The organism is Tateyamaria sp. ANG-S1, from assembly GCF_000814025.1.
Lineage (GTDB): Bacteria > Pseudomonadota > Alphaproteobacteria > Rhodobacterales > Rhodobacteraceae > Tateyamaria.
Genome location: NZ_JWLL01000005.1, coordinates 86,433 through 108,536, shown reverse-complemented (window position 1 = coordinate 108,536; position 22,104 = coordinate 86,433). Strand labels below are relative to the sequence as shown.

Below are 22,104 nucleotides of genomic sequence, written 5' to 3'. Positions count from 1 at the left end.
GCCTCTTAGTGGTTGTCGCGCGGCATGTGGCGGCGCGAGATGTCTTGGTATTTGGTGGCGCCGCGCAGGGTCATCCCCTCGTCAAAGCGGCCCACGTAGTCGCGGAAAATCTCCTGCCATGGGCTTTGGCTTTCGGGGACTTTGTAGCCGCCTGCGGCCATGATGGCCTCGGCGCGGGCCCGGAGGACGGCGTCGTCCACCAGCATGTCGGCTGTGCATTTTTTCAGGTCGATGCGCACGCGGTCGCCGTTTTCGAGCAGCGCAAGGCCGCCGCCATCTGCCGCCTCGGGTGAGGCGTTGAGGATCGAGGGCGAGCCGGAGGTGCCGGATTGGCGGCCGTCACCGACACAGGGCAGCGCCTGGATGCCTTTTTTGAGCAGGTAGGACGGGGCGCGCATGTTCACGACTTCGGCGCCGCCGGGGTAGCCCTTGGGGCCTGCGCCGCGCATGAAGAGGATGCAGTTTTCGTCGATCCCTTCGGCTTCTTCGTCGATGCGGTGGTGGAAGTCTTCGGGTCCGTCGAAGACGACTGCGCGGCCTTCGAAGGCCTCGGGGTCGTCGGGGTTGGAGAGGTAGCGGGTGCGGAATTCTTCGGAGATCACGGAGGTTTTCATGATCGCGCTGTCGAAGAGGTTGCCCTTGAGGTTGATGAACCCGGCTTCGGCCTTGAGCGGGTCGGAGACGGGTTTGATCACTTCCGTGTTTTCGCTGCGCACGCCCTCGCAGTTCTCACGCATCGTTTTGCCGTTGGCGGTGATGACGTCCGGGTGGGGCAGGAGGTCGGCGGCGATGAGCTCGCCGATGACCGCCGGGACGCCGCCCGCGTGCTGGTAGTCTTCGCCCAAGTATTCGCCTGCGGGTTGGAGGTTCACCAGAAGCGGGATGTGGTGGCCGTGTTGCTGCCAGTCGTCGTTGGTCAGCGGCACGTCGAGGTGTTTTGCGATGCCGTTGAGGTGGATGGGCGCGTTGGTGGAGCCGCCGATGGCGGAGTTGATGACGATCGTGTTTTCGAACGCTTCGCGCGTCATGATGTCGGAGGGACGCAGGTCTTCCCACACCATGTCGACGATGCGCCTGCCTGTTTCATAGCTGATCTGGCTGCGTTCGCGGTAGGGGGCGGGGATGGCTGCGGAGCCGGGGAGTTGCATGCCGAGCGCTTCGGCGAGCGAGTTCATCGTGGTGGCCGTGCCCATGGTGTTACAATAGCCGACCGAGGGGGCGGAGGACGCGACGAGTTCCATGAACCCTTCGCCGTCGATCTCGCCCCGCGCCATCATCTCGCGCGCTTGCCAGACGATGGAGCCGGAGCCTGTGCGCTCGCCACGGAACCAGCCGTTGAGCATGGGGCCCACCGAAAGCGCCAGGGCTGGGATGTTCACGGTGGCGGCGGCCATGAGGAGGGCCGGTGTGGTCTTGTCACAACCGATGGTCAATACGACGCCGTCTAGGGGGTAGCCGTAGAGCGTTTCGACCAGAGACAGGTAGGCCAGGTTGCGGTCGAGCATGGCCGTGGGGCGCTTGCCGGTTTCCTGGATCGGGTGGACCGGGATTTCGATGCACGTACCGCCTGCGGCGACAATCCCGTCGCGGACACGTTTCGCCAACTCGATATGGTGGCGGTTGCAGGGCGAGAGATCACTGCCGGTTTGCGCGATGCCGATGATCGGCTTGCCGGATTGCAACTCCTCGCGTGTGAGCCCGTAGTTCAGGTAGCGTTCGAGATAGAGCGCGGTCATTTCCGGGTTGTCCGGGTTCATGAACCACTTGCGGGAACGCAGGTCTTCGATACCGATTTTTTTCTTGGTCATTGTCCTGACCAGCCTCCATCAATGATGTGGGTATGTCCTGTGGTGAATGCGCTTTCGTCGCTGGCGAGGTAGACGACGAGCGCAGCAATTTCTTCGGCAGTGGCCACGCGGCCCATGGGTTGGCGGGCGACGAATTGTTCCATGGCCTTGTCGTAGCTGCCAAGCTCTTCGCCCAATGCCTTGACCCGGTCGTGCCAGCTGGGGCTTTCGACGGTGCCGGGGCAGATGCAGTTACAGCGGATGCCTTTGGTAATGTAGTCGACGGCGACGGATTTGGTGAGGCCGACAACGGCGGCCTTGGTCGTTCCGTAGATGAAGCGGTTGGGCGCGCCGATGATGGAGCCCAGGGCCGATGACATGTTGATGATCGAGCCGTTGCCGCGGTCCAGCATCCCCGGCAGTGTCGCGCGGATGGTGCGGTACATGGAGCGGACGTTGAGGTCGAAGGCGAAGTCCCATTCGTCGTCCGTACTGTCCAGTATAGTGCCGTGGTGGACGAAGCCCGCGCAGTTGAACAGGATATCTGGCTGCGCTTCTTCCACCCCATCCTTGATGCTGGTTTCACTGCGCGCATCCAGCGGAAACGCCATGATATTCGTGTGTTCAAGCGTGCTGAGCGCATCGGCATTGACGTCGGTGGCGAAGACGCGCGCCCCCTCGTTCGCCATGGCAAGTGCGCTTGCGCGGCCAATGCCCTGGCCTGCGGCCGTCACAAGCGCGCGCTTTCCGTCAAGACGGCCCATGTACTCCCCCCGTATCGGATCAGGTGTTGCGCAGACGGCGGGTCTGCGTTTTGCTGTTAGCGTAGGACAAGCCGCGGGTGTTGACCAGACGTCACGGCAATTTCGGAGGAGTGTCGATGGCGTTCGAGAATGTGGCCCTGTTGGGCACAGGGTTGATGGGCTTTCCCATGGCGCGGAATCTTGCCCGCGCGGGTGTGCCGGTGACGGTGTGGAACCGGACTGTGGCCAAGGCAGAGCCGTTGGCGGATGAAGGCGCTGCCGTTGCGGCCAGCACGTCGGCGGCTGTAACCGGGGCCGATGTCATCATCACGATGATGAGCGATGGGCCGACGGTGCTGGCGGTGATTGGTGAGGTGTCGCGAGCCTTGTCAAAGGGGGCGTTGTGGATCGACATGTCATCGACCAAGCCCGGCGAGGCACGGGAGGCGCGAGCGGCGCTTGAGAGTTTGGGCGTTGGGTTCCTGGATGCGCCGGTGTCTGGTGGAACCAAGGGGGCCGAAGGGGCGTCCCTTGCCATCATGGCGGGCGGGGATGCCGCCGATTTTGAGCGCGCGCGTCCGGTCCTGGAGGTGATGGGCCGCCCGGTGCATGTGGGGCCGACCGGGTCGGGGCAGTTGTCGAAGCTGTGCAATCAGGCCATTGTGGCGGTGACCATCGGCGCTGTGGCCGAGGCGATGTTGCTGGCGGAGGAAGGTGGCGCTGATCCGGCGGCGTTAAGGGCCGCGCTGAAGGGGGGCTTTGCCGACAGCACCATTTTGCAGCAGCATGGAGAGCGGATGACGACCGGGAATTTTGAACCCGGGGGCCTGTCGAAGTTTCAGTTGAAGGATCTGGACAACGTGCTGCATGAGGCTGGTGCCGCCGGTGTGAGCTTGCCCATGGTGCAGGATGTGCGGGATCGCTTTGCCCATTTTGTCGAGCATATGGACGGGGCGGATCGGGATCATTCCGGTCTGTATCTGGAGCTGAAGGCCCGGCAGGGGGGTGCCGCATGAAGCGCATCCTGATCCTTGGCGGTGGCGGCATGGTGGGTCAGAAGCTGGCCCGCCGGTTGGAGATGCAGGGCCTGCCCGGTTTTGGCGATTTTCGCGTGACGCTGCATGATTTGGGTTTTGCGCCGGACGCTGTGGGCGATGACAAGCGCGTGGGCGATTTGTCGGTGCTGGCTGAAGGTGCGGCGTTGGCGGCTGAGCGGTTTGATGTGATTTTCTTTCTTGCTTCGATTGTGTCGGGCGAGGCGGAGACGCACTTTGATCTGGGTTGGCAGACGAATTTGACGCCGTTATGGGCGTTTTTGGAGGCTTTGCGCGCGCAGCATCGGGCGAGCGGTGGGGAATACGTGCCTCGGGTCGTGTTCACCTCATCCATTGCTGTCTTCGGTGGTCCCTATCCTGAGAAGATCGGGGATGAGTTCCTCACCTCGCCCCAGACCAGCTATGGCGCGCAGAAGACGGCGTGCGAGTTGATGATCCAGGACTATTCGCGGAAGGGGTTCATCGACGGGATGTCGCTGCGCCTGCCCACGATCTGTGTGCGGCCGGGGAAGGCGAATTTGGCGGCGTCATCGTTCTTTTCCGGCATCATTCGGGAGCCTTTGAACGGGATGGAAGCGGTGTTGCCGGTTGAGGATAGCGTGCGGCATTGGCATGCCTCGCCCCGGTCGGCGGCGGGGTTTTTGGCGCATGCGGCGGTGCTGGATACCGAGCGGTTGGAGGGGCGACGGGCGCTGAACTTGCCGGGGTTGAGTTGTACGGTGGCGGAGCAGATTGAGGCGTTGCGGGACGTGGCGGGCAACAATGTGGTTGCCCTGATCAAGCCGCAGCGGGACGAGGCGGTGGCCAAGATCGTGTCGGGCTGGCCGCGGAACTTTGCGCCGGAGCGGGCCTTGGCGTTGGGGTTCAGGGCGGAGGAGACGTTTCGGCAGATCATCGATGTGTATATCGAGGATGATTTGGCGGACCGGAAACTCTGACAGAAATCGGGTCGGTCAGGCTGGTTCGACAGAGTCCGCCGTCATCAGGTGTCGGGCGAGGTGGTCGTGAATCTTTTGCCGTGTCAGCGCCTCGTCCCCTGCCATGGCAGCGTCGAGGATCTGCTGATGGTGCATGATGTTGTTGGAAATGAAGTCGAAATGCCGGTCTTCGACCATCAGCTGCTGGCGGAAGCGGCAATAAACGCGGTGATGCGTTTCGATCAGGGTCTGTGAGCCGCAGGCGGAAATCAGGGTTTCGTGAAACTGCGCCTCGGCTCCGAACCAGAGATCGACAAAGGGGGAGCGGTCGGTTGCTGTGTTCAGCCGCATCTCAAGATGGCTGAGCTGGTGGTGGGCGGCGGTCAGCCGCGCCTCCCACGCGACGCCGCCGCGGCGGATGGACATCACCGTGCCTTCGGCTTCGAGCAGGACGCGGAGATGGGTGAGTTCGTGGATCACCTCGCGGGATTTTTGCGGCACACGGAACCCGCGCTGTTCCTGAAACTCGACCAGCCCCAGTGTCGACAGCCGAAACAGCACCTCGCGAATCGTGCTGGCGGAGCAGCCGAACTCTTGCCGCAAATGCTCGGCCCGCACCTTTTGACCGTGCTCGAAACCGTTTGTCATCAAACGGTAGCGTATGTTCTCGAAGATGTCGGTATCATAGGGCATGGCAGTGCTCATGTCGTCGCGCGGGCCTCAGCCATAAATCACGAAATCACGAAATTCCATAACAATCTCAAAAATCGCCCTAATTTCATTTTTCCTGTTGTCCGACGGGGGTAACTGCGCTTAGCCTTCCCTTACGACACGCCAAGGCAGGCAAATGAACCTGCCACGTGCGCACATATAGATGTCAGGGAGGATCAAATGACATTTCTGAAGAAGGCGGCTTCGGTCGCTGCTGTCGCTGCCCTTGCAGCCTCGACGGCGATGACCGCATCGGCGGAAACCACCAAGCTGCGGATCCAGACGCACTATGCGCCTGAGACCGTGTCGGGCCAATTGGCTGGCCAGTACATGCAAGACATCATGGACATGTCGAATGGCGAGATCGAGGTCGAGATGTTCTACTCGTCCTCCGTCGTGAAGTCGGTGGAAACCTTTGACGCCGCAGCGACGGGCATTCTGGACTGCGACATGACCGGTGGTGGCTACCAGACCGGTAAGAACAGCGCGTTCCAATTCGTGGGCGACATCATGGGTGGCTATGACACGCCCTATCAGCAGCTGAGCTGGCTGTATTTCGGTGGTGGCAAGGAAGCTGCGGCGCCGCTTTACAACAAATACGGCATGGAGCTGATCGGTTGGTGGGTCTACGGTCAGGAGAGCTTTGCCTCTTCCAAGCCGATCAAGTCGGTTGCGGACTTCAAGGACTGGAAATTCCGTTCGCCCCCCGGCATGCAGACCAAGATCTTTGAAAGCCTGGGCGCATCGCCCATCGTGATGGACTTTACCGAGATCTTTACCGCGCTTGAGACGGGCATCATCGACGGGGCCGACGCCTCGGGCCTGGCGAACAACGTGGGTCTGGGTCTGTATGACATCGTGGGTCACGCAAACTTCCCCGGCTTCCATTCGATGCCGTCGGATCACCTGGCGTGCAACAAGGCCGTGTTTGACGCGATGCCTGCGCACCACCAGAAGATCATGAAGGTTGCGATGGAAGCGCTGGCGCTGCGCACCGCCCTGACGTTCGAGAAGAAGAACGCCGAAGCGGCCGCCCAACTGCGCGAGCAAGGCATCGAGCTGCACCAGTGGACGCGCGAGGACCTGCAGGAGTTCCGCAATGCTGCGCAAGCCGCATGGGGTGATTTTGCAGACACGCCCGAAGCCGAAGCGCTGGTGGCAAGCCACCTGAACTACCTGGGTCAACTGGGCCTCGTGTCCAAGTAATCTGATCCGAAAGATCGGCCAGAGCCCTTGTTGGCTCTGGCCCCGCGACAGCCGGTTTGTGGGACTGGTCCGGCTTTTTCAAGTTATCAGGGGGACTAACGATGCAGGTGCGCTCCGGCACTCCGATCGAATGGCTTGTGCCTTTGGCCTTTATCTTCTGCGCCGGTTGGGTGGTTTGGCACATGCCCGCCTTCCTGCTGGACTTTGTGCCGCCTGACACGGAATCGCAGTTCAACCGGCTGGCCGCGCAGTTGCAGCGCAATGATGTCAGCCCCGAGATGGGCGGTCTGTTCGGCGGGTTTGCCGACATCATTGATTGGCTTGCTGTCGTGGGCATGGCTGTTTTTGGTGTCATCGGCGTGCGCACAGTGCAGCGCGCCGGGATGGAGTTTGAAAGCTGGCGCGCCATTGACCGCGTCGCCGTTTTCATCGGGCGCGTGACCATGATGCTGGTCCTGATCCTGACCCTTGTGATGCTTTACGAGGTGGTGCTGCGCTACATCTTTGAGCGCCCGACCCTGTGGGCGAACGAGACGAGCCTGTGGCTGGCGGGCTTCGTGTTCCTGTGTGCGGGCCTTTATGCCATGCAGCAGCGCAGCCACATTCGCATTGTCCTGCTTTACGACGTGGTGCCCCGCTGGTTGCAGCGTGTGTTCGACACCATTTCGACCGTGCTGATCGTCGCCTTTGCCTTCTTCCTGATCTACGGCGGCTATGGCGAGGCGTTTGACAAGTTCTATCGGTGGGAAACCTTTGGTACCGCCTTTGACCCGCCGCTGCCTGCCACGATCAAGCCGACCATTTTGGTCATCATCGGTCTGGTGGCCGTGCAGGCCGTGATCAACCTGATTTCCGACTGGAACAAGGAAGAGGTGCATTACGGCGGTGAGGATCTGGACGAGGAAGAGATCGAGCGCATCAAGGCGCAAGTGGGCAACGATGGGGTCGGTGACCCTGACGTGACCGGCCAACATGTGAAGGCGAAGGACTGAGCGGATGGATATCGGTACAATTTCACTGGTCCTGATGCTGGGGCTGATCCTGCTACTGGCTATTGGCATGCCTTTGGGCCTTGCCTCGGCCATCCTGGCCGTGGCCGTGCTGGTCATGCGCTTTGAACCCGAGTTGCTGATGGCGCCCTGGACCTTTGGCGATGGTGTCCTGACGGGGAGGCCGGGGGCGGGGCCCCTCAATATCTTGGCGCAACGAATATACGGGCTTTTAACGGACTATGTGCTCATATCCATTCCGCTGTTCATCTTCATGGCGGCGCTGCTGGAGCGGTCGGGTATCGCGAAGGAGATGTATTCGTCCCTGAACGTCTGGCTGAACCGCACCCGCGGGGGCATCGCCATCGTGACGTCGATCATGGCGGTCATCATGGCCGCGATGTCGGGCATTATTGGCGGCGAGGTCGTGCTGCTGGGTCTGATCGCGCTGCCGCAGATGTTGCGGTTGGGGTATAATCAGAACCTCGCCATTGGTGTGATTTGTGCGAGTGGGTCGCTTGGGACGATGATCCCACCGTCCATCGTGTTGATCATCTATGGCCTGATCACCGAGACGTCGATCAAGGCGCTGTTTACGGCGTCGTTCATTCCCGGCTTCATGCTGGCGTCGTTCATCATCATCTACATCATCATCCGCACGCAGCTGCGCCCCGAAGACGCGCCGCTGCCGGAGCCGGATGAAAGCGAGCCTGCGGGGCGTGAGAAGGGTGTGTTGTTCCTGGCGTTCCTGACTGTCGTGGTGGCAGGCTTTGCCGCTGCGCTGATGTTGCGGGCGATGTTCTTTGAATTCTCTGGCTCGAATGCGGCTGCGACGGGTGAGCAGGCACGCTTCGGCACGGCACCGTTCATCACCTATTTCGGCGTGACTTTGGCTGTGGCCTTGGGCCTGATCTTTGGCGTCTTTGGTCGTGCGCGCACGGCGCTGGGCTGGTCGATGGGCAAGGGGCTGGTGCCGCCCATCGTTGTGATCGGGGTTGTCATGGGATCGATCTATGGCGGGATTACCGGGATCACCGAGGCTGCTGGCATGGGCGCTTTGGCCGTGTTCATCATCGCGCTGTTCCGGGGTGAGGCGTCGTTTGACCTGGTGTGGGAATCGCTGATGCGAACTCTGAAGTCGACCGGCACGATCATTTGGGTGACCATCGGGGCGACGGCGTTGGCCGGGGCCTATACCATCGCGGGCGGGCCGACTTATGTGGCTGACTTCATCGTCGGCTCGGAACTGCCGACCATGGCTGTGATCCTGTTCATGATGCTGATCCTGCTGTTCATGGGCGCGTTCATGGACTGGGTGGGCATTGTGTTGCTGATCATCCCGGTCTTCCTGCCCATCGTGCTGAAGCTGCCGATTGATGAGATTGGCCTCTTTGGCGAGTTGAACCCGCGTCACGTGGCGATCTGGTTCGGGGTGGTGTTCTGTATGAACATGCAGGTGAGCTTCCTGTCGCCGCCCTTTGGTCCGGCCGCCTTCTACCTGAAATCCGTGGCCCCGCCGCATATTCAGCTGACCGATATCTTCAAGGGGTTCCTGCCCTTTATTGGGATCCAGTTGATTGCCCTGTCGGTGCTGCTGATCTGGCCGCCCATCGTGTCGATCCTGCTTTAGGAGAGCGTTATGGATGCTATTCGTCTTGATCCGTCCGACAGCGTCGTTACGGCAACCCGCTCGCTTGAGGTGGGGGCCGAGGTGGAAGGCGTTCGGACCCGCGCGCTGATCCCGTCGGGGCACAAGATCGCGGCGCAGGATATGGTGAAGGGAGAGCCCATTCGGAAGTATGCGCAGGTGATCGGCTATGCGGCAGGGGACATTGCCGCGGGCGATCATGTGCATACGCACAACGTCGAGTTTCGTGGGACCGACGTGGCCTATGAGTTTGCGACGAACTTGCGGCCTGTGGAACCTGCCTCGGGCGATACGTTCATGGGTTATCGACGCGAGAACGGGCAGGTTGGGACGCGGAACTATATTGCCATTGTGACCTCGGTGAACTGTTCGGCCACGGCGGCGCGGATGATTGCGGCACATTTCACGCCCGAGATGCTGGCGGACTATCCCAATGTCGATGGTGTGGTGGCCTTTGTTCACGGGACCGGCTGCGGCATGGCGGGCGATGGCGACGGGTTCGAGGCATTGCAGCGGGTGATGTGGGGCTATGCGCGGCATCCCAACCATGCGGGTGTGCTGATGGTCGGTCTGGGCTGCGAGATGAACCAGATTGACTGGTTGCTTGAGGCCTATGGTCTGAAGCAGGGGCCGCTGTTTCAGACGATGAACATTCAGTCCGTCGCCGGGCTGCGCCGGACGGTTGAGAAGGGGATCGAGAAGGTCGCCGCCATGCTGCCGCTGGCCAATCAGGCGCAGCGGGAGCCGTGTCCGGCATCCGAGTTGAAGGTGGCGCTGCAATGTGGCGGGTCGGATGCGTGGTCTGGCATCACGGCGAACCCGGCTCTCGGTTATGCAACGGATTTGTTGGTGGCCCAGGGGGGCACAGGCGTGTTGGCCGAAACGCCTGAGATTTATGGCGCCGAGCACCTCCTCACCGCCCGCGCCGTGGACAAGTCCACGGGCGAACGGCTGCTCGGCTTGATCCGCTGGTGGGAGGATTATACCGCCCGCAACAAGGGGTCGATGGACAACAATCCCAGCCCTGGCAACAAGGCCGGTGGGCTGACGACGATCTTGGAGAAGTCGCTGGGTGCTGCGGCGAAGGGTGGGACGACGCCTCTGGCGGGCGTTTACAAGTATGCGGAGCAGGTGCGGGCGCGTGGGTTCACGTTCATGGATTCGCCTGGATATGACCCTGCGAGTGTGACCGGGCAGATTGCGGGGGGCTGCAATCTCGTTTGCTTTACGACCGGGCGGGGGTCGGCCTTTGGTTCCAAGCCCAGCCCGACGATCAAGATTGCGACCAATACGGAAATGTATGGTCGGATGATCGAGGATATGGACGTGAACGCCGGTGCGATGCTGAGTGATGGCGTGTCGCTGGAGGAGAAGGGGCGCGAGATTTACGAGCTGTTCCTGCGTGTCGCCTCGGGCGAGATGTCGAAATCCGAGGCGCAGGGCTTGGGCGACTACGAGTTCGTGCCGTGGCAGATCGGGGCGGTGATGTGATGGAATGCCTGACCGCGGAACAGAAGGCGCATTACGAGGAGCATGGCTATCTTCTGGTTGAGAAGCGGATACCAGATGCGTGGCTGACCAAGATCCGGGATGAGATTGCGCGGTTCGAGGATGAAGCCGCCGGCATGACCGAGAGCAATGACCGGCTGGATCTGGAGGACAGTCATACGCCGGAAGAGCCCCGCCTGCGTCGGATCAAACTGCCCCATACGATATCGGATGTTTTTCGCGAGCTGATGTATTCGGATCATGTGTTGGCCCCGGCCCGCGATCTGGTTGGGCCGAACCTGCGGCTGCATACGACCAAGCTGAATATGAAATCGGCGGGCTATGGGGCGGCTGTCGAGTGGCATCAGGACTATGCGTTTTATCCGCACACGAATGACGACATTCTGGCCATTGGTATCTGCATTGACGACATGGCCGAGGAAAACGGGCCGTTGATGGTGTTCCCGGGTTCGCACAAGGGGCCGGTCTATGATCACCATGTGGACGGCGTCTTTGCCGGGGCGATGCTGCCGGAGGCGAACGGGCTGGATATGGCGGATTCTGTGCCGCTGACTGGTCCCGCCGGGTCCATCAGCATTCATCACGGGCGTATCGTGCATGGCTCTGCTCTGAACACGAGCGATCGGGCGCGGCGCATTCTGTTTTATGAGATGATGGCGGCGGATGCGTTCCCGATCATGGGCAGCATGACAAAGTGGGACGGGATCGAGGACTATGACACCCGCATGCTGTGCGGGGAGCCGACGCTGACGCCGCGCCTTAAGGATATTCCGATCCGTATTCCGCAGCCGCAACCGGATGTGCCGATTTCCATTTATGAAATTCAGAAGGGGCTGAAGACGCGCGCCTTCGACACCATTCCTGCGAAGGAGACATGAAATGAGCAAACCGACGATTGGATTTATCGGCCTGGGCCTGATGGGCGGGGCCATGGTGGGGCGGTTGCAGGATCAGGGCTATGACCTTGTCGTTATCGCGAACCGGACGCGGACCTATGTGGATCGTGCGGTGGAGCGTGGCGCGACCGAGGTGACGACCGCGAAGGCTGTGGCCGAAGCGTCGGACATCGTGATGCTGTGCATGGACACCTCGGACAATGTCGAGGCGCGGATGCGGGGCGAGGACGGTGTAATTGCCGGACTGAAACCGGGCGCTGTGGTCATTGATTTTGGCACATCCTTACCTGCGTCGACCAAGGCGCTGGGGGCGGAGGTTGCGAGTGCGGGTGCCACGATGCTGGATTGCCCGATCGGGCGGACGCCGATGCACGCCAAGGACGGGCTGCTGAACCTGATGGGGTCGGGCGAAAAATACGCCTTCGACAAGGTCAAGCCGGTGCTGGATGATCTGGGGGAGAATGTCTTTCACCTCGGGCCGCTGGGTACGGGGCATACGATCAAGCTGATCAACAACTTCTATGCGCAGGCCTGTGCCAATGCGATGGCCGAGAGCTATGCCATTGCGGATGTGATGGGGGTCGACCGGCAGGGCCTCTATGACGTGATGTCGGCAGGGCCGTTGAAGTCGGGGATGATGGATTTTGTGACCGCCTATGCGCTGCAAGGCGATGATCAACAGTTGGCCTTTTCCATCAAGAATGCGGCCAAGGATGTCGGGTATTACGCGCAGATGTGTGACGACGCGGGCGTGCAGTCGATGATGTCGGGCAGCACGCTCGACAGTCTATGCGGGTCCATTGATGCGGGCCGTGGGGAAGAGATGGTGCCCCTGCAAGTCGATTTCTTCGCCGACCGTTTCAAGGGGTAACACGTGGCGATTGCCGCCCATCCGACGGAGGATCGCGCAGCCCTCGGCATCGTGATGACGTTGGGGGCTTATGCGTTTTTTACGCTTATTGATACGTCGGTGAAGTGGCTGTTGTTGGCGGGGCTGCCCGCGTTTCAACTGGCGTTCATGCGGTATTTTCCGCATTTCCTGATCTCGACCGCGCTCTTGCTGCGCAAGGGTGTGCGGTGGTCGAACTTTCAGTCCGCGCATATGGGGCTGGTGCTGCTGCGGGGGTTCTTGCTGGCCTCGGCCACGTTGTTCAACTTCATCACCCTGAACTACCTGCCGCTGACCGTGGTGGGGTCGATCATGTTTTCGGCCCCGATCATCGTGTGCTTCCTGAGCTGGCCCTTGCTGGGAGAGCGGGTGGGGCCGTGGCGTTGGTTTGCGATTGTGTTGGGGTTCACGGGCGTGCTTGTGGTGATCCGGCCCTTTGATGCGAGCTTTCATGCGATTGCGATCCTGAACGTCTACAATGCGTTTTCGCTGGCGCTTTATTCGATCATCACGCGCAAGATTTCCGGCGTGGTTGCGGCGGAGACGATGCAGTTCTGGATGGGGGCCTTTGGGGCTGTTACGCTGGCCCCGCTGGCGTGGTGGGTTTGGACCGCGCCCGAGACGACGTGGCAGTGGGCGCTGATGATTGGACTGGGCGTCTGGGGATGGGCCGGGCACGAGATTTTCTCGCGTGCGCACGCTTTTGCGCCAGCCAACACGCTGATGCCCTACACCTACAGCTTTTTGTTGTATCTGGCGCTTGCCAGTTATCTGGTTTTCGGCGATGTGCCGGATGGTTGGACCCTGCTTGGGGCGGCAATCATTGTCGTGTCGGGCCTGATCATTTGGCGGCGCACGGCGCGAAAGGAAAAGCCATGAAGATTGCAGCCATCGGTGAGGCGATGATCGAGTTGTCGATGCGTGGTGATACCGCCGATGTGCGGGTTGCCGGGGATACGCTGAACACTGCGATCTACCTGAAACGCACCGCACCGACGCTTCAGGTGGACTATATCACCCGCGTGGGAGAGGACGCCTTTTCCGACCGGATTGTCGATGCGATTGAAGCGGAAGACATCGGCACACATGCGATTGAGCGCGACGCGACGCGGACGCCGGGCCTGTACGCAATCACCACTGACGCGGCGGGCGAGCGCAGCTTTGCCTATTGGCGCGATGCCTCTGCTGCGCGCATGGTGTTTGCCACGCCGTCGGGACCGGATTTTTCGGTGCTTGAGAGCTACGACGTAGTTTACACGTCTGCCATCACATTGGCGATCCTGCCCGCGTCGACCCGCGCGGCGCTGATCCGCTGGCTGCAGGCGTTTCGCCAAACGGGTGGGCAGGTTGCGTTTGACAGCAATTACCGCCCGCGCCTGTGGGGGGATGCTGACGCCGCACGAGCGGCGATCAGCGCGATGTGGGCATTGTCGGACATTGCCCTGCCATCCATTGACGACGAAATGGATCTGACGGGCGAAAGTGCGCAGGCCGTGGCCGCACGCTTTGTTGCGCAAGCCCGGACAGGCGCGCTGAAACGTGGCCCGGATGGGCCGCTGTGCCTGGAGACTGGTACCACCTCTGTCTATCCGCCAGCAGAGAAAGTCGTGGATACCACTGCAGCCGGGGACAGTTTCAATGGTGCCTATTTGGGTGCGCTGCTGATGGGCGCGCCGCAGGATCAGGCGCTGCGCGCCGGGCACGCCCTTGCCAGTGAAGTCATCGGGCACCGGGGTGCGATCCTGCCGCGTTAGGCACCGATCAGGTCCCGCAGCGCGCGGTTGGGATCGTTGGACTTACAGGCATCGACCAGACGGTCCGCATTCGGGTCATCCAGCGCGCGACCGGCGGCGACTTCGGCCTGAACAAACGCCACCCATGCGTCGACTGCGGCGTGCAGGGCGGGGCTGTTCTGCCCTTCGCGATCAGCAAGTGTGGAGAGGATGCGGATCGGCAGCTTCTGGCTACCATCCATCGCGATCTGTCTGAGCTTGTGATGCAGGTTCGGGTTCTCGAACCGTCGGATCAGAGCCTCTGCATAGGTGTGGGTTTGGTCCTGCACGCTGGACGGTAGGGTTTCAGCGGCTTCCTGCATAAGCATTTTCGTCACCGCCCGCAATTCTGGATCGGCGATGGCCTCGTGCACATAGCTGTGGCCGCGCAGGGTGCCCGCGTAGGCAAGATAGGAATGCGCGCCGTTTAGCATGCGCAGCTTGCGCGCCTCGTGCGGGGCGACGTCGCGCACCCATTGCACGCCGGGCCAATCGGGGCGGGCTGCCGCAAAGCTATCCTCGATCACCCACTCGGTGAAGGCTTCGGTCGGGACCGCCATCGGGTCGTTCGCCTCTTGCCGGATGGCATCGGTTGTGGCGGGTGTGATCCGGTCCACCATGCAGGAGGGGAAGGTGACTTTGCAGCCCGGGGTCAGGCTGGCTTCATTCAAAAAGAGCCGCACGGCAGCTTCGAGTTTCCGGCCGTTGTCTGGCAGGTTGTCGCAACAGAGCACCGTTACCGGAGCCGTGCGCTGTGCCAACCCCCGTGCGAGGCTAGCGATCACTGTTTGTGTCCCGCCTGCAAGGTCCGCTTGTATCTCGGGCGCGGTCAGGTCCAGTTGCCCATCGCTGTCGAGGTGATAGGCCTTTTCCGTGACGGTCAGGGTGATCACGTCGAATGCGTCGGACGCGATGGCTGCGATCACGGCACCGGGGTTTTCGGGTGCGACCAGCATGTCGGTCAGGCAGGTGATCGGTTTGATCTGGCTGCCCTCCGCGTCTTTGATCACCAGTGCGTAGGTGTAGCCTTGCGCTTCCAGACCATTCCGTATGGTAGGTGAGCGGAAGCTGACGCCCGTCACCTCCCACCCTGTCGCGTCCTGAGTATAGGCGGCGGCGTGGGCGCGAAAGAAGTTGCCAACCCCGAGGTGCAGAATGCGCGGCATGGTCTAACCCAACCGGTATGTTTTGCGGGCCAGATCGGTGGCCAGAAGCTGGGCGATCTGATCGGCTGTTGTGGTGGAAAAGTAACCCCGGTCGATCTGGGCCGAGAGGTGTAACGCCACGGCCCGCCGCCAGAGGTCGTGGCGGGCCGGGATGGACAGAAAGGCGCGCGTGTCGTCGTTGAACCCGGCGAGGTTGTGGTAACCCGCTGTTTCGACCACTTGGTCGAGGTAGCGCGCGATGCCCGCCGCACTGTCGTGGAACCACCAGGGTGGCCCGATGCGCAGGCAGGGCCAGTGCCCGGCCATGGGCGCCAGTTCGCGGGCATAGGTTGTTTCGTCGAGTGTGAACAGGATGAGCGTCAGCCGTGGGTCATTGCCGACGCGGTTGAGCAGCGGTTCGAGTCCGCGCACCCAGTCGACCGCAACCGGGATGTCGGCCCCTTTGTCTGCGCCGAACCGGTCGAACAGGGCGCGGTTTGTGTTCCGCCTGCTGCCTGCGTGAAGTTGCATGACCAGCCCGTCGTCCGGGGACATCTGCGCCATTTCGATCAACATGTGGCCGTGGAAGGCATCGGCATCGGTCATATCGCCGGACAGGAGTGCGGCGAAGGTGTCAGCGGGCTGGTCGAGCCAGACGGTTTGGGGCTGTTCGATGGCGTGGTCGGTTGCGGTGGCACCCAACGCCTTGAATGCGGCCCGTCGCTTGCGCAAGGCCGCGAGGAAACCGTCAAAGGTGTTTGTGTCATGGCTGGTCATGTCGCCGAGGGCCGCAACCTCGCGGGCCCATTCGGGGTTGCGCGGGTTCAGCAGCGCATCCGGGCGGAAGGTCGGGATGACGTGCCCGGTCCAGTCGCTGTCGCGGATGGCTGCGTGATGTGTCAGCGGGTCGAGGGCGGCATCGGTGGTTGCCAGAACCTCGATCCCGAAGCGGTCGAACAATGCGCGGGGGCGGTTATTGTGATCTGTCAGCCAAGCGGCGATGTGATCGTAGATCGCATCGGCGGTGTCGGGCCCCAGCGTCAGGTCGCAGCCCAGTGTTTCGCGCAGTTCGTATTCGATCCAGAGCTGGCTGGGGGTGCCGAGGAACAGGTGCCAGTGCGCGGCGAAGAGGCGGAAGATTGCCCGCGGGTCGCGATCCTCGGGCGGGATGCCGACGCCAAGCTGATCAAGCGGTACCCCCTGCGAATAGAGCATGCGAAAGACGTAGTGATCGGGGATGACCAACAGGTCCGCGGGATCGGAGAAAGCGGCATTCTCGTCGAACCACGCCGGGTCGCAGTGACCGTGCGGCGACACGATGGGCGCGCCTTTGATCCCGTCATAGATCTGCGCCGCTTTCCCGCTCAGTTTCAAAGACATGGCTGCCCTTTCCCTTTTTCGCGACACTAGCACGAAAGCCCCTTGGCGCATCCGGGAAATACCGCCACTGTGACGGGTGGGAGGACTTGTATGGACATCGTGATGATCGGCGCGGGCATGGTCGCGCAGACGCATGTTTTGGCGCTGCGGGACAATGCCGTGGGTGCGCGATTGGTGGGTGTTCTGGGGCGGGATGCTGAGCGCACGCGCGCCTTTAGTGCGGGTGCGTCAGAGACGCTTTGTTATGATGTTGCTGCGCTTGCTGCACTGGGTACGGGTGCGGATGGTGCGATCCTGATCACGCCGCCCGATGCGCGTTTGGAGTATGCTCAAGGCTTGGCAGCAGCCGGCGTTCCCACGTTGATGGAAAAGCCTGTCGAACGCACGCTGGGCGCTGCCCGTGGCATTGTCGATCTTTATGCGCAAGCCGATGTGCCGTTGGCGTTCTGTTTTCAGCATCGGACCCGCAAGGCCGCGCAGATGTTGAAGGCTTGGCTGGATGCTGGCGACTTGGGCGATGTGGTTCATGTCGAGATGCGTGTGCCGTGGTGGCGGGAACAGGCCTATTACGACGCGCCCGGGCGCGGCACCTATGCCCGTGATGGCGGTGGCGTCATGATTAATCAAGCGATCCACACGCTGGACCTGGGCCTGTGGTTGGCAGGGCCGGTTGCCGTTTTGCAGGCGATGATGCGCACGAGCCCTTTGCACCAGATGGAGGCAGAGGACATCGCGGCCGCACTCATGACATTCTGCTCGGGTGCGACGGGCGTTTTGAGCGCGACAACGACAGCGTATCCCGGAGAGGCGGAGAGCATCACCGTGACGACCACCAAGGCGCGGGCACATCTGGAGGGCGACAGTTTGCGTATTGATTGGCTGACCGGTGAACGTGAGGACCTGTCGCCGGAAGGGGCAAGTGACACGGGCGGTGGGGCTGATCCGATGGCGTTCACCCATGCCTGGCATCAGTCCATTCTGGAGGATTTCGTGACATCTGTTGCCGAGGGGCGTTCGCCGATTGCCCCACCGGCCGAGGCGCTGCATGTCCATGCCGTCATTGATGCGATGGAGCGGGCGGCGCGGTCTGGAACAACGGTTGAGGTGGTGCAATGACGCTGAGTTTTGTGGCACTAGGGCTGGATCATCGGCATATCTACGGCATGACCGAAAACATGCTGGCGCAAGGGGCGCGCTGCCTTGGGTTTTGGACCGAAGGCGATCCGCAGCCGCTGGCGGGCTACGTCAAAAGGTTCCCGGATCTGCACCGTTTTGACACGCTGGATGCAGCCCTTGCTGCGGGCGCTGATCTGGCGCTGGTGTCGAATATCCCCGCGGATCGTGCTGACGTCGCCATTCGGGCGATGCAGGCGGGCCATGATGTGATGACCGACAAGCCCGGCTGCACGTCGATGGCGCAGCTTGAGGCCATCAGGGTGTGCGTTGCTGAGACCGGGCGCATCTGGTCCATCAATTTCTCGGAACGGTTCGAAGTGCCCTGTGTCACGCTGGCCGATGAGCTGGTGCGCGGTGGTGCGATTGGCCGTGTGGTGCACACAACTGGCCTTGGCCCCCACCGGTTGAACAGGCCGACGCGGCCCGATTGGTTCTTCCAGCGCGCAAGATACGGAGGCGTATTGACAGATATCGCCTCGCACCAGATTGATCAGTTCTTGCACTTCACCGGATCGACCGATGCACAGGTGACCATGGCGCATGTCGCAAATCACGCGAACCCCAGTGATGCGGGCTTGCAGGATTTTGGCGAGGTGGCGCTGCGGTCGGATCAAGCCTCGGGCTACATTCGTGTTGATTGGTATACGCCGGATGCTTTGCCCAATTGGGGGGATGGGCGTCTGACCCTGCTGGGCACCGACGGCTATATCGAGCTGCGCAAATACGTAGATGTGGGCGGGCGTGAAGGAACGGATCACCTGCTGCTCGTCAACGGGGATCGGTGCGAGGCGATGGATGCGCGAGAGGCCGGGTTGCCCTATTTTGCGCGTCTGGCCCATGACATCGCGCACCGGACCGAGACGGCGATGACACAGGCGCATTGCTTCAAGGTGATGGAGCTGGCGTTGCAGGCGCAGGCCATGGCCGAGGGCGCCCAGTCATGATCCGGGTTGCCATTTTGGGTGGCGGTATCGGGGCGCAACACCTTGCCGCCTACGACCGGCTTGACGGGTTTTCGGTGACCCACTTGGTTGATCAGGATGCTGATCGGTGTGCGGCGCTGTGCGGTGATCGCATCGCTCCATTGTCCACGGTTGAGGCGGCTTTGGGTACAGATGTTGATCTGATCGACATTTGCCTGCCGCCGCACATGCACGCGCCAGTCGCCATCGACGCGCTGAATGCGGGCAAGCACGTGATCTGTGAAAAGCCGCTTGCCACGTCGATTGCGCAGGCTGATGCGATTGCGCAGGCCGCGGGGCGTGCGGGCAAGTCCGTTTTTCCGGTGTTTCAATACCGGTTTGGACCTGCTTTTAACCGGCTCAGGGCCTTGCAGGTCGCGGGCCTTGTTGGTGCGCCCCGCGCGGCATCGCTTGAGACCCATTGGAACCGAGATGCGGACTATTACGCCGTGCCGTGGCGCGGGACATGGGCGGGGGAGCAGGGCGGGGCGGTTCTGGGCCATGCCATTCACGCCCACGATCTGCTGGCCACGTTCATGGCACCGATCAAAGCGGTGACGGCCCGGCTGGGCACTCTGGTGAACCCGATTGAGACCGAGGACAGCGCGGCCCTGATCTTTGAGCTTGCAGGCGGCGCGTTGGCGACCAGCAGTGTCACGCTTGGGTCCGCTCGGGACGAAACGCGGTTACGGCTCGTTTATGAACATCTGACGGCGACGTCGCATACTGTTCCGTATGCTCCGGGTGAGGGGAACTGGCAATTCTTGGCGCGCGATCCTGAGCGGCAGGCGGAAGTCGATGCAGTTTGTGCTGGAGTGCCCCTAGAACCTGCCGGGTTTGCGGGGTTTCTGAACGAGGTGGGCAAAGCCATCGCGGGCGAGCCGAATCGGGCGGTCACGTTGGAGGATGGGGTGGCGTCCATTGCGTTGGTGACGGCAATCTATGCCTCCCACCGGGACAGTGCGCGTGTGTCGCTGCCGTTGCCCGCTGACCACCCGATGCGAGAAGGATGGCAACCATGATCGAATGCTGGCGCTGGTTCGGGCCGGATGACCCGACGCTTTTGTCCGATCTGCCGCAGGTGGGTGCGACCGGGGTTGTCACGGCCCTGCATGCTTTTGTACCTGGTGAGGCTTGGCCCGCAGCCGCCATCGCCGAGCGCAAGGCGATGATTGAGGCGGCGGAGTTGACATGGGAAGTGGTGGAAAGCCTGCCGGTGTCAGAGGCGATCAAGACGCAAGGGGCTGATATGGCTGCACATCTTGCGGCTTACAAGACCAGCATGGAAGCCTTGGCCGAGGCTGGTGTGCGCACGATTTGCTACAATTTCATGCCGATCCTCGACTGGACGCGGACGCAAACCCACGCCCGTTTGCCGCACGGTGGGACGGCGATGCTTTTCGATCTGGCGCAGTTCGCCGCCTTCGATCTGTTCCTGTTAAAGCGGGCTGAGGCGGTCGATGACTATTCTGTCGAGGTGCAGGAGGCCGCGAAGGCTGCCCTTGCCGCGATGGATGACGCCACGCAAGAGCGGCTTACCCGCACCGTGATCGCCGGGTTGCCGGGTGCGAATGATGGCTGGACACTGGACGATGTACGCGCGCGGTTGGACACGTATCGCGGCATTGAAGCTGATGATCTGCGCCGCCATCTGATCGATTTTCTGAGCGAGGTTGTGCCGGTGGCTGAACGGCTGGGTTTGCGGCTGTGTTGTCACCCGGACGACCCGCCCTTTTCCCTGCTCGGCCTGCCGCGTGTCATGTCGTCGACCGATGATTATCAGGCTGTGCTGGATGCTGTGGATACGCTGGCGAACGGTGCGACGCTGTGCACCGGTTCGCTGGGCGTGGCGGAGGGTTTTGATGGGGCGGATTTTGTCCGGCGTCTGGGTCCCCGCATCCATTTTGCGCATCTGCGGAACACAAAGCGGCTACGGTCCCCTGATCCGACCCGCCCCGGCTTCTTTGAAGCGGCACATCTGGAGGGGGACACGGACATGGTCGCCACCATTTCGGCCCTTATGCAGGAAGAAGCGCGGCGGCTTGCCGAAGGCCGGGAAGACCACGCCATTCCGATGCGCCCGGATCATGGGCAGGAGCTGTTGATGGATCGTGATCGCGACAGCCTGCCTGGGTATCCGCTGATCGGTCGGATGCGCGGGCTGGCCGAGCTGCGCGGTGTCATGGCGGCTGTTGCCTCGGGACAGGCATGATACGGATCGGTGTTGCGGGTGTTGGCCTGATCGGGCGGCAGCATCTGGATGCCATTGCGCGGGCCCGAGGTGTCACTGTGTCAGCCGTGTTTGATCCGGCGCTGACAGACGATGTGGCCTGGCCCGTCGTGGGTAGCTTGTCCGAGCTTGCGGCGCAGTCGGATGGTGTGATCCTGGCCGTGCCAAACCATCTGCATGCCCCGATGGCTCTGACGTTGATTGATGCGGATTGTCCTGTCTTGGTCGAAAAGCCGTTGACCGGGACGGCCGCCGAAGGTGCCTCTGTCGTCAAGGCTGCCGACCGGGCGGGCGTGCCGATCCTTGTCGGGCATCACCGGCGGTACAATCCGCTCGTGGCCAAGGCGCATGAGATTGTCGTGTCCGGCACGCTGGGGCAGGTTACGACGGTGCAGGGCACCTGCTGGCTGCCGAAACCCGACAGTTATTACGCGCAGGCGTGGCGGCAGGGTGCGGGGGCCGGGCCGCTTTTTATCAACCTGATCCACGATATTGATCTGCTCATGTACCTGTGTGGACCCATCAGCCATGTGCAGGCGATGCAGAGCAATCTGGTCCGCGGTGCCGAGGCTGAGGAGGTGACGGTTGCCACATTGCGCTTTGCAAGCGGTGTGCTGGGTACGGTGAACCTGTCTGACGTGGCCCTTGGCCCGTGGAGTTGGGAGCTGACGGCGGGCGAAAACCCGGCCTATCCGAAGACGGACCAGTCCAGCTATCTAATCGGGGGCACCAAGGGCAGCCTGTCGCTGCCGAACCTCAGCCTGTGGACGCAGGACGGCGGCCCTGACTGGTGGGCGCCCATGGATCAAACCCGCGTGCCCTTGCCGCTGTCCGATCCGTTGAAAACCCAGATCGAACACTTTGCGGATGTGATCCGGGGCAAGGCCGAACCGATTGTGAGCGGGGCGGATGGCTTGCGCGCGGTGCAGGTGATCGAAGCGATCAAGACGGCTGCCGGTTCGGGGCAGATGGTGGCTGTTGGCTGACCTTCAACTCCTTGTGCGCGCGGCTGTCCCAGGTCCAGCGCGCCACCCATATTGCGCCGCGGGTACCACACCGCTAGGCAAGGCACCGCAAGACAAAGGCGCA

General features: G+C 62.0%; 20 protein-coding genes. 15 read left to right on the top strand and 5 right to left on the bottom strand.

The features are described 5' to 3' along the window. Nucleotides 1-5 precede the first annotated feature (5 nt). A complete protein-coding gene (locus RA29_RS07855; protein ID WP_039684722.1) occupies nucleotides 6-1,808 on the bottom strand; it encodes an IlvD/Edd family dehydratase in 1,803 nt (600 codons plus the stop codon). Continuing rightward, the gene (locus RA29_RS07850; RefSeq protein ID WP_039684714.1) at nucleotides 1,805-2,551 is read right to left on the bottom strand and encodes an SDR family oxidoreductase; all 747 of its coding nucleotides are present in this window, start codon (nucleotides 2,549-2,551) and stop codon (nucleotides 1,805-1,807) included. Before RA29_RS07850 ends, RA29_RS07855 begins: the two co-directional genes overlap by 4 nt. Before the next feature lie 116 nt (nucleotides 2,552-2,667). Here RA29_RS07850 and RA29_RS07845 point away from each other — a divergent pair, with 116 nt between their 5' ends. Together RA29_RS07845 and denD are read left to right on the top strand one after the other, a co-directional pair. Further along, the gene (locus tag RA29_RS07845) at nucleotides 2,668-3,546 is read left to right on the top strand and encodes an NAD(P)-dependent oxidoreductase (protein ID WP_039684712.1); all 879 of its coding nucleotides are present in this window, start codon (nucleotides 2,668-2,670) and stop codon (nucleotides 3,544-3,546) included. Beyond that, nucleotides 3,543-4,523, top strand: coding sequence for a D-erythronate dehydrogenase (gene denD / locus RA29_RS07840; protein WP_039684710.1), 981 nt, complete (start codon nucleotides 3,543-3,545; stop codon nucleotides 4,521-4,523). The genes RA29_RS07845 and denD overlap by 4 nt, the downstream gene beginning before the upstream one ends. A 15-nt stretch (nucleotides 4,524-4,538) precedes the next feature. On the opposite strand, the gene RA29_RS07835 is transcribed toward denD, so the two are convergent. Next, nucleotides 4,539-5,195 carry a GntR family transcriptional regulator gene (locus RA29_RS07835; protein WP_039685838.1) on the bottom strand — a complete coding sequence of 219 codons (657 nt, stop codon included), beginning with the start codon at nucleotides 5,193-5,195 and terminating at the stop codon, nucleotides 4,539-4,541. 198 nt (nucleotides 5,196-5,393) lie between these two features. On the opposite strand from RA29_RS07835, the gene RA29_RS07830 reads away from it, so the two are divergent. From RA29_RS07830 to RA29_RS07795, 8 genes are all read left to right on the top strand, one after another. Further along, nucleotides 5,394-6,419 (top strand): TRAP transporter substrate-binding protein, encoded by a 1,026-nt coding sequence (locus RA29_RS07830; protein ID WP_039684708.1) that lies wholly within the window; start codon nucleotides 5,394-5,396, stop codon nucleotides 6,417-6,419. Between the two features lie 101 nt (nucleotides 6,420-6,520). After that, nucleotides 6,521-7,411 carry a TRAP transporter small permease gene (locus tag RA29_RS07825; RefSeq protein ID WP_052249543.1) on the top strand — a complete coding sequence of 297 codons (891 nt, stop codon included), beginning with the start codon at nucleotides 6,521-6,523 and terminating at the stop codon, nucleotides 7,409-7,411. 4 nt (nucleotides 7,412-7,415) lie between these two features. Next, nucleotides 7,416-9,038: a TRAP transporter large permease subunit gene (locus tag RA29_RS07820; protein ID WP_039684706.1), complete on the top strand. Its 1,623-nt coding sequence runs from the start codon at nucleotides 7,416-7,418 to the stop codon at nucleotides 9,036-9,038. A gap of 9 nt (nucleotides 9,039-9,047) precedes the next feature. Continuing rightward, nucleotides 9,048-10,547 (top strand): altronate dehydratase family protein, encoded by a 1,500-nt coding sequence (locus tag RA29_RS07815; protein ID WP_039684705.1) that lies wholly within the window; start codon nucleotides 9,048-9,050, stop codon nucleotides 10,545-10,547. Then, nucleotides 10,523-11,443 carry a phytanoyl-CoA dioxygenase family protein gene (locus tag RA29_RS07810; RefSeq protein WP_241462571.1) on the top strand — a complete coding sequence of 307 codons (921 nt, stop codon included), beginning with the start codon at nucleotides 10,523-10,525 and terminating at the stop codon, nucleotides 11,441-11,443. Before RA29_RS07815 ends, RA29_RS07810 begins: the two co-directional genes overlap by 25 nt. A gap of 1 nt (nucleotide 11,444) precedes the next feature. Beyond that, a complete protein-coding gene (locus RA29_RS07805) occupies nucleotides 11,445-12,332 on the top strand; it encodes an NAD(P)-dependent oxidoreductase (protein ID WP_039684701.1) in 888 nt (295 codons plus the stop codon). 3 nt (nucleotides 12,333-12,335) lie between these two features. Further along, nucleotides 12,336-13,229, top strand: coding sequence for a DMT family transporter (locus tag RA29_RS07800; RefSeq protein ID WP_039684699.1), 894 nt, complete (start codon nucleotides 12,336-12,338; stop codon nucleotides 13,227-13,229). Next, nucleotides 13,226-14,104: a sugar kinase gene (locus tag RA29_RS07795; RefSeq protein ID WP_039684697.1), complete on the top strand. Its 879-nt coding sequence runs from the start codon at nucleotides 13,226-13,228 to the stop codon at nucleotides 14,102-14,104. Before RA29_RS07800 ends, RA29_RS07795 begins: the two co-directional genes overlap by 4 nt. On the opposite strand, the gene RA29_RS07790 is transcribed toward RA29_RS07795, so the two are convergent. Then, on the bottom strand, nucleotides 14,101-15,288 hold the full coding sequence (locus RA29_RS07790) for a mannitol dehydrogenase family protein (RefSeq protein WP_052249542.1): 1,188 nt from the start codon (nucleotides 15,286-15,288) through the stop codon (nucleotides 14,101-14,103). The two genes, RA29_RS07795 and RA29_RS07790, sit on opposite strands and share 4 nt — an antisense overlap. Nucleotides 15,289-15,291: 3 nt before the next feature. Next, complete coding sequence (gene uxaC / locus RA29_RS07785; protein ID WP_039684695.1) at nucleotides 15,292-16,647, bottom strand: glucuronate isomerase; 1,356 nt, start codon at nucleotides 16,645-16,647, stop codon at nucleotides 15,292-15,294. Nucleotides 16,648-16,737: 90 nt separating this feature from the next. Here uxaC and RA29_RS07780 point away from each other — a divergent pair, with 90 nt between their 5' ends. The 5 genes from RA29_RS07780 to RA29_RS07760 are packed head-to-tail and all read left to right on the top strand — an operon-like array spanning nucleotide 16,738 to nucleotide 22,001. Further along, nucleotides 16,738-17,763: a Gfo/Idh/MocA family oxidoreductase gene (locus RA29_RS07780; protein ID WP_039684693.1), complete on the top strand. Its 1,026-nt coding sequence runs from the start codon at nucleotides 16,738-16,740 to the stop codon at nucleotides 17,761-17,763. After that, complete coding sequence (locus RA29_RS07775) at nucleotides 17,760-18,767, top strand: Gfo/Idh/MocA family oxidoreductase (protein ID WP_039684691.1); 1,008 nt, start codon at nucleotides 17,760-17,762, stop codon at nucleotides 18,765-18,767. Before RA29_RS07780 ends, RA29_RS07775 begins: the two co-directional genes overlap by 4 nt. Beyond that, nucleotides 18,764-19,807: a Gfo/Idh/MocA family oxidoreductase gene (locus RA29_RS07770; protein ID WP_039684689.1), complete on the top strand. Its 1,044-nt coding sequence runs from the start codon at nucleotides 18,764-18,766 to the stop codon at nucleotides 19,805-19,807. Before RA29_RS07775 ends, RA29_RS07770 begins: the two co-directional genes overlap by 4 nt. Then, nucleotides 19,804-20,997 (top strand): mannonate dehydratase, encoded by a 1,194-nt coding sequence (uxuA, locus tag RA29_RS07765; protein ID WP_039685832.1) that lies wholly within the window; start codon nucleotides 19,804-19,806, stop codon nucleotides 20,995-20,997. The genes RA29_RS07770 and uxuA overlap by 4 nt, the downstream gene beginning before the upstream one ends. After that, the gene (locus tag RA29_RS07760) at nucleotides 20,994-22,001 is read left to right on the top strand and encodes a Gfo/Idh/MocA family oxidoreductase (RefSeq protein ID WP_039684687.1); all 1,008 of its coding nucleotides are present in this window, start codon (nucleotides 20,994-20,996) and stop codon (nucleotides 21,999-22,001) included. Before uxuA ends, RA29_RS07760 begins: the two co-directional genes overlap by 4 nt. Nucleotides 22,002-22,104 lie beyond the last annotated feature (103 nt).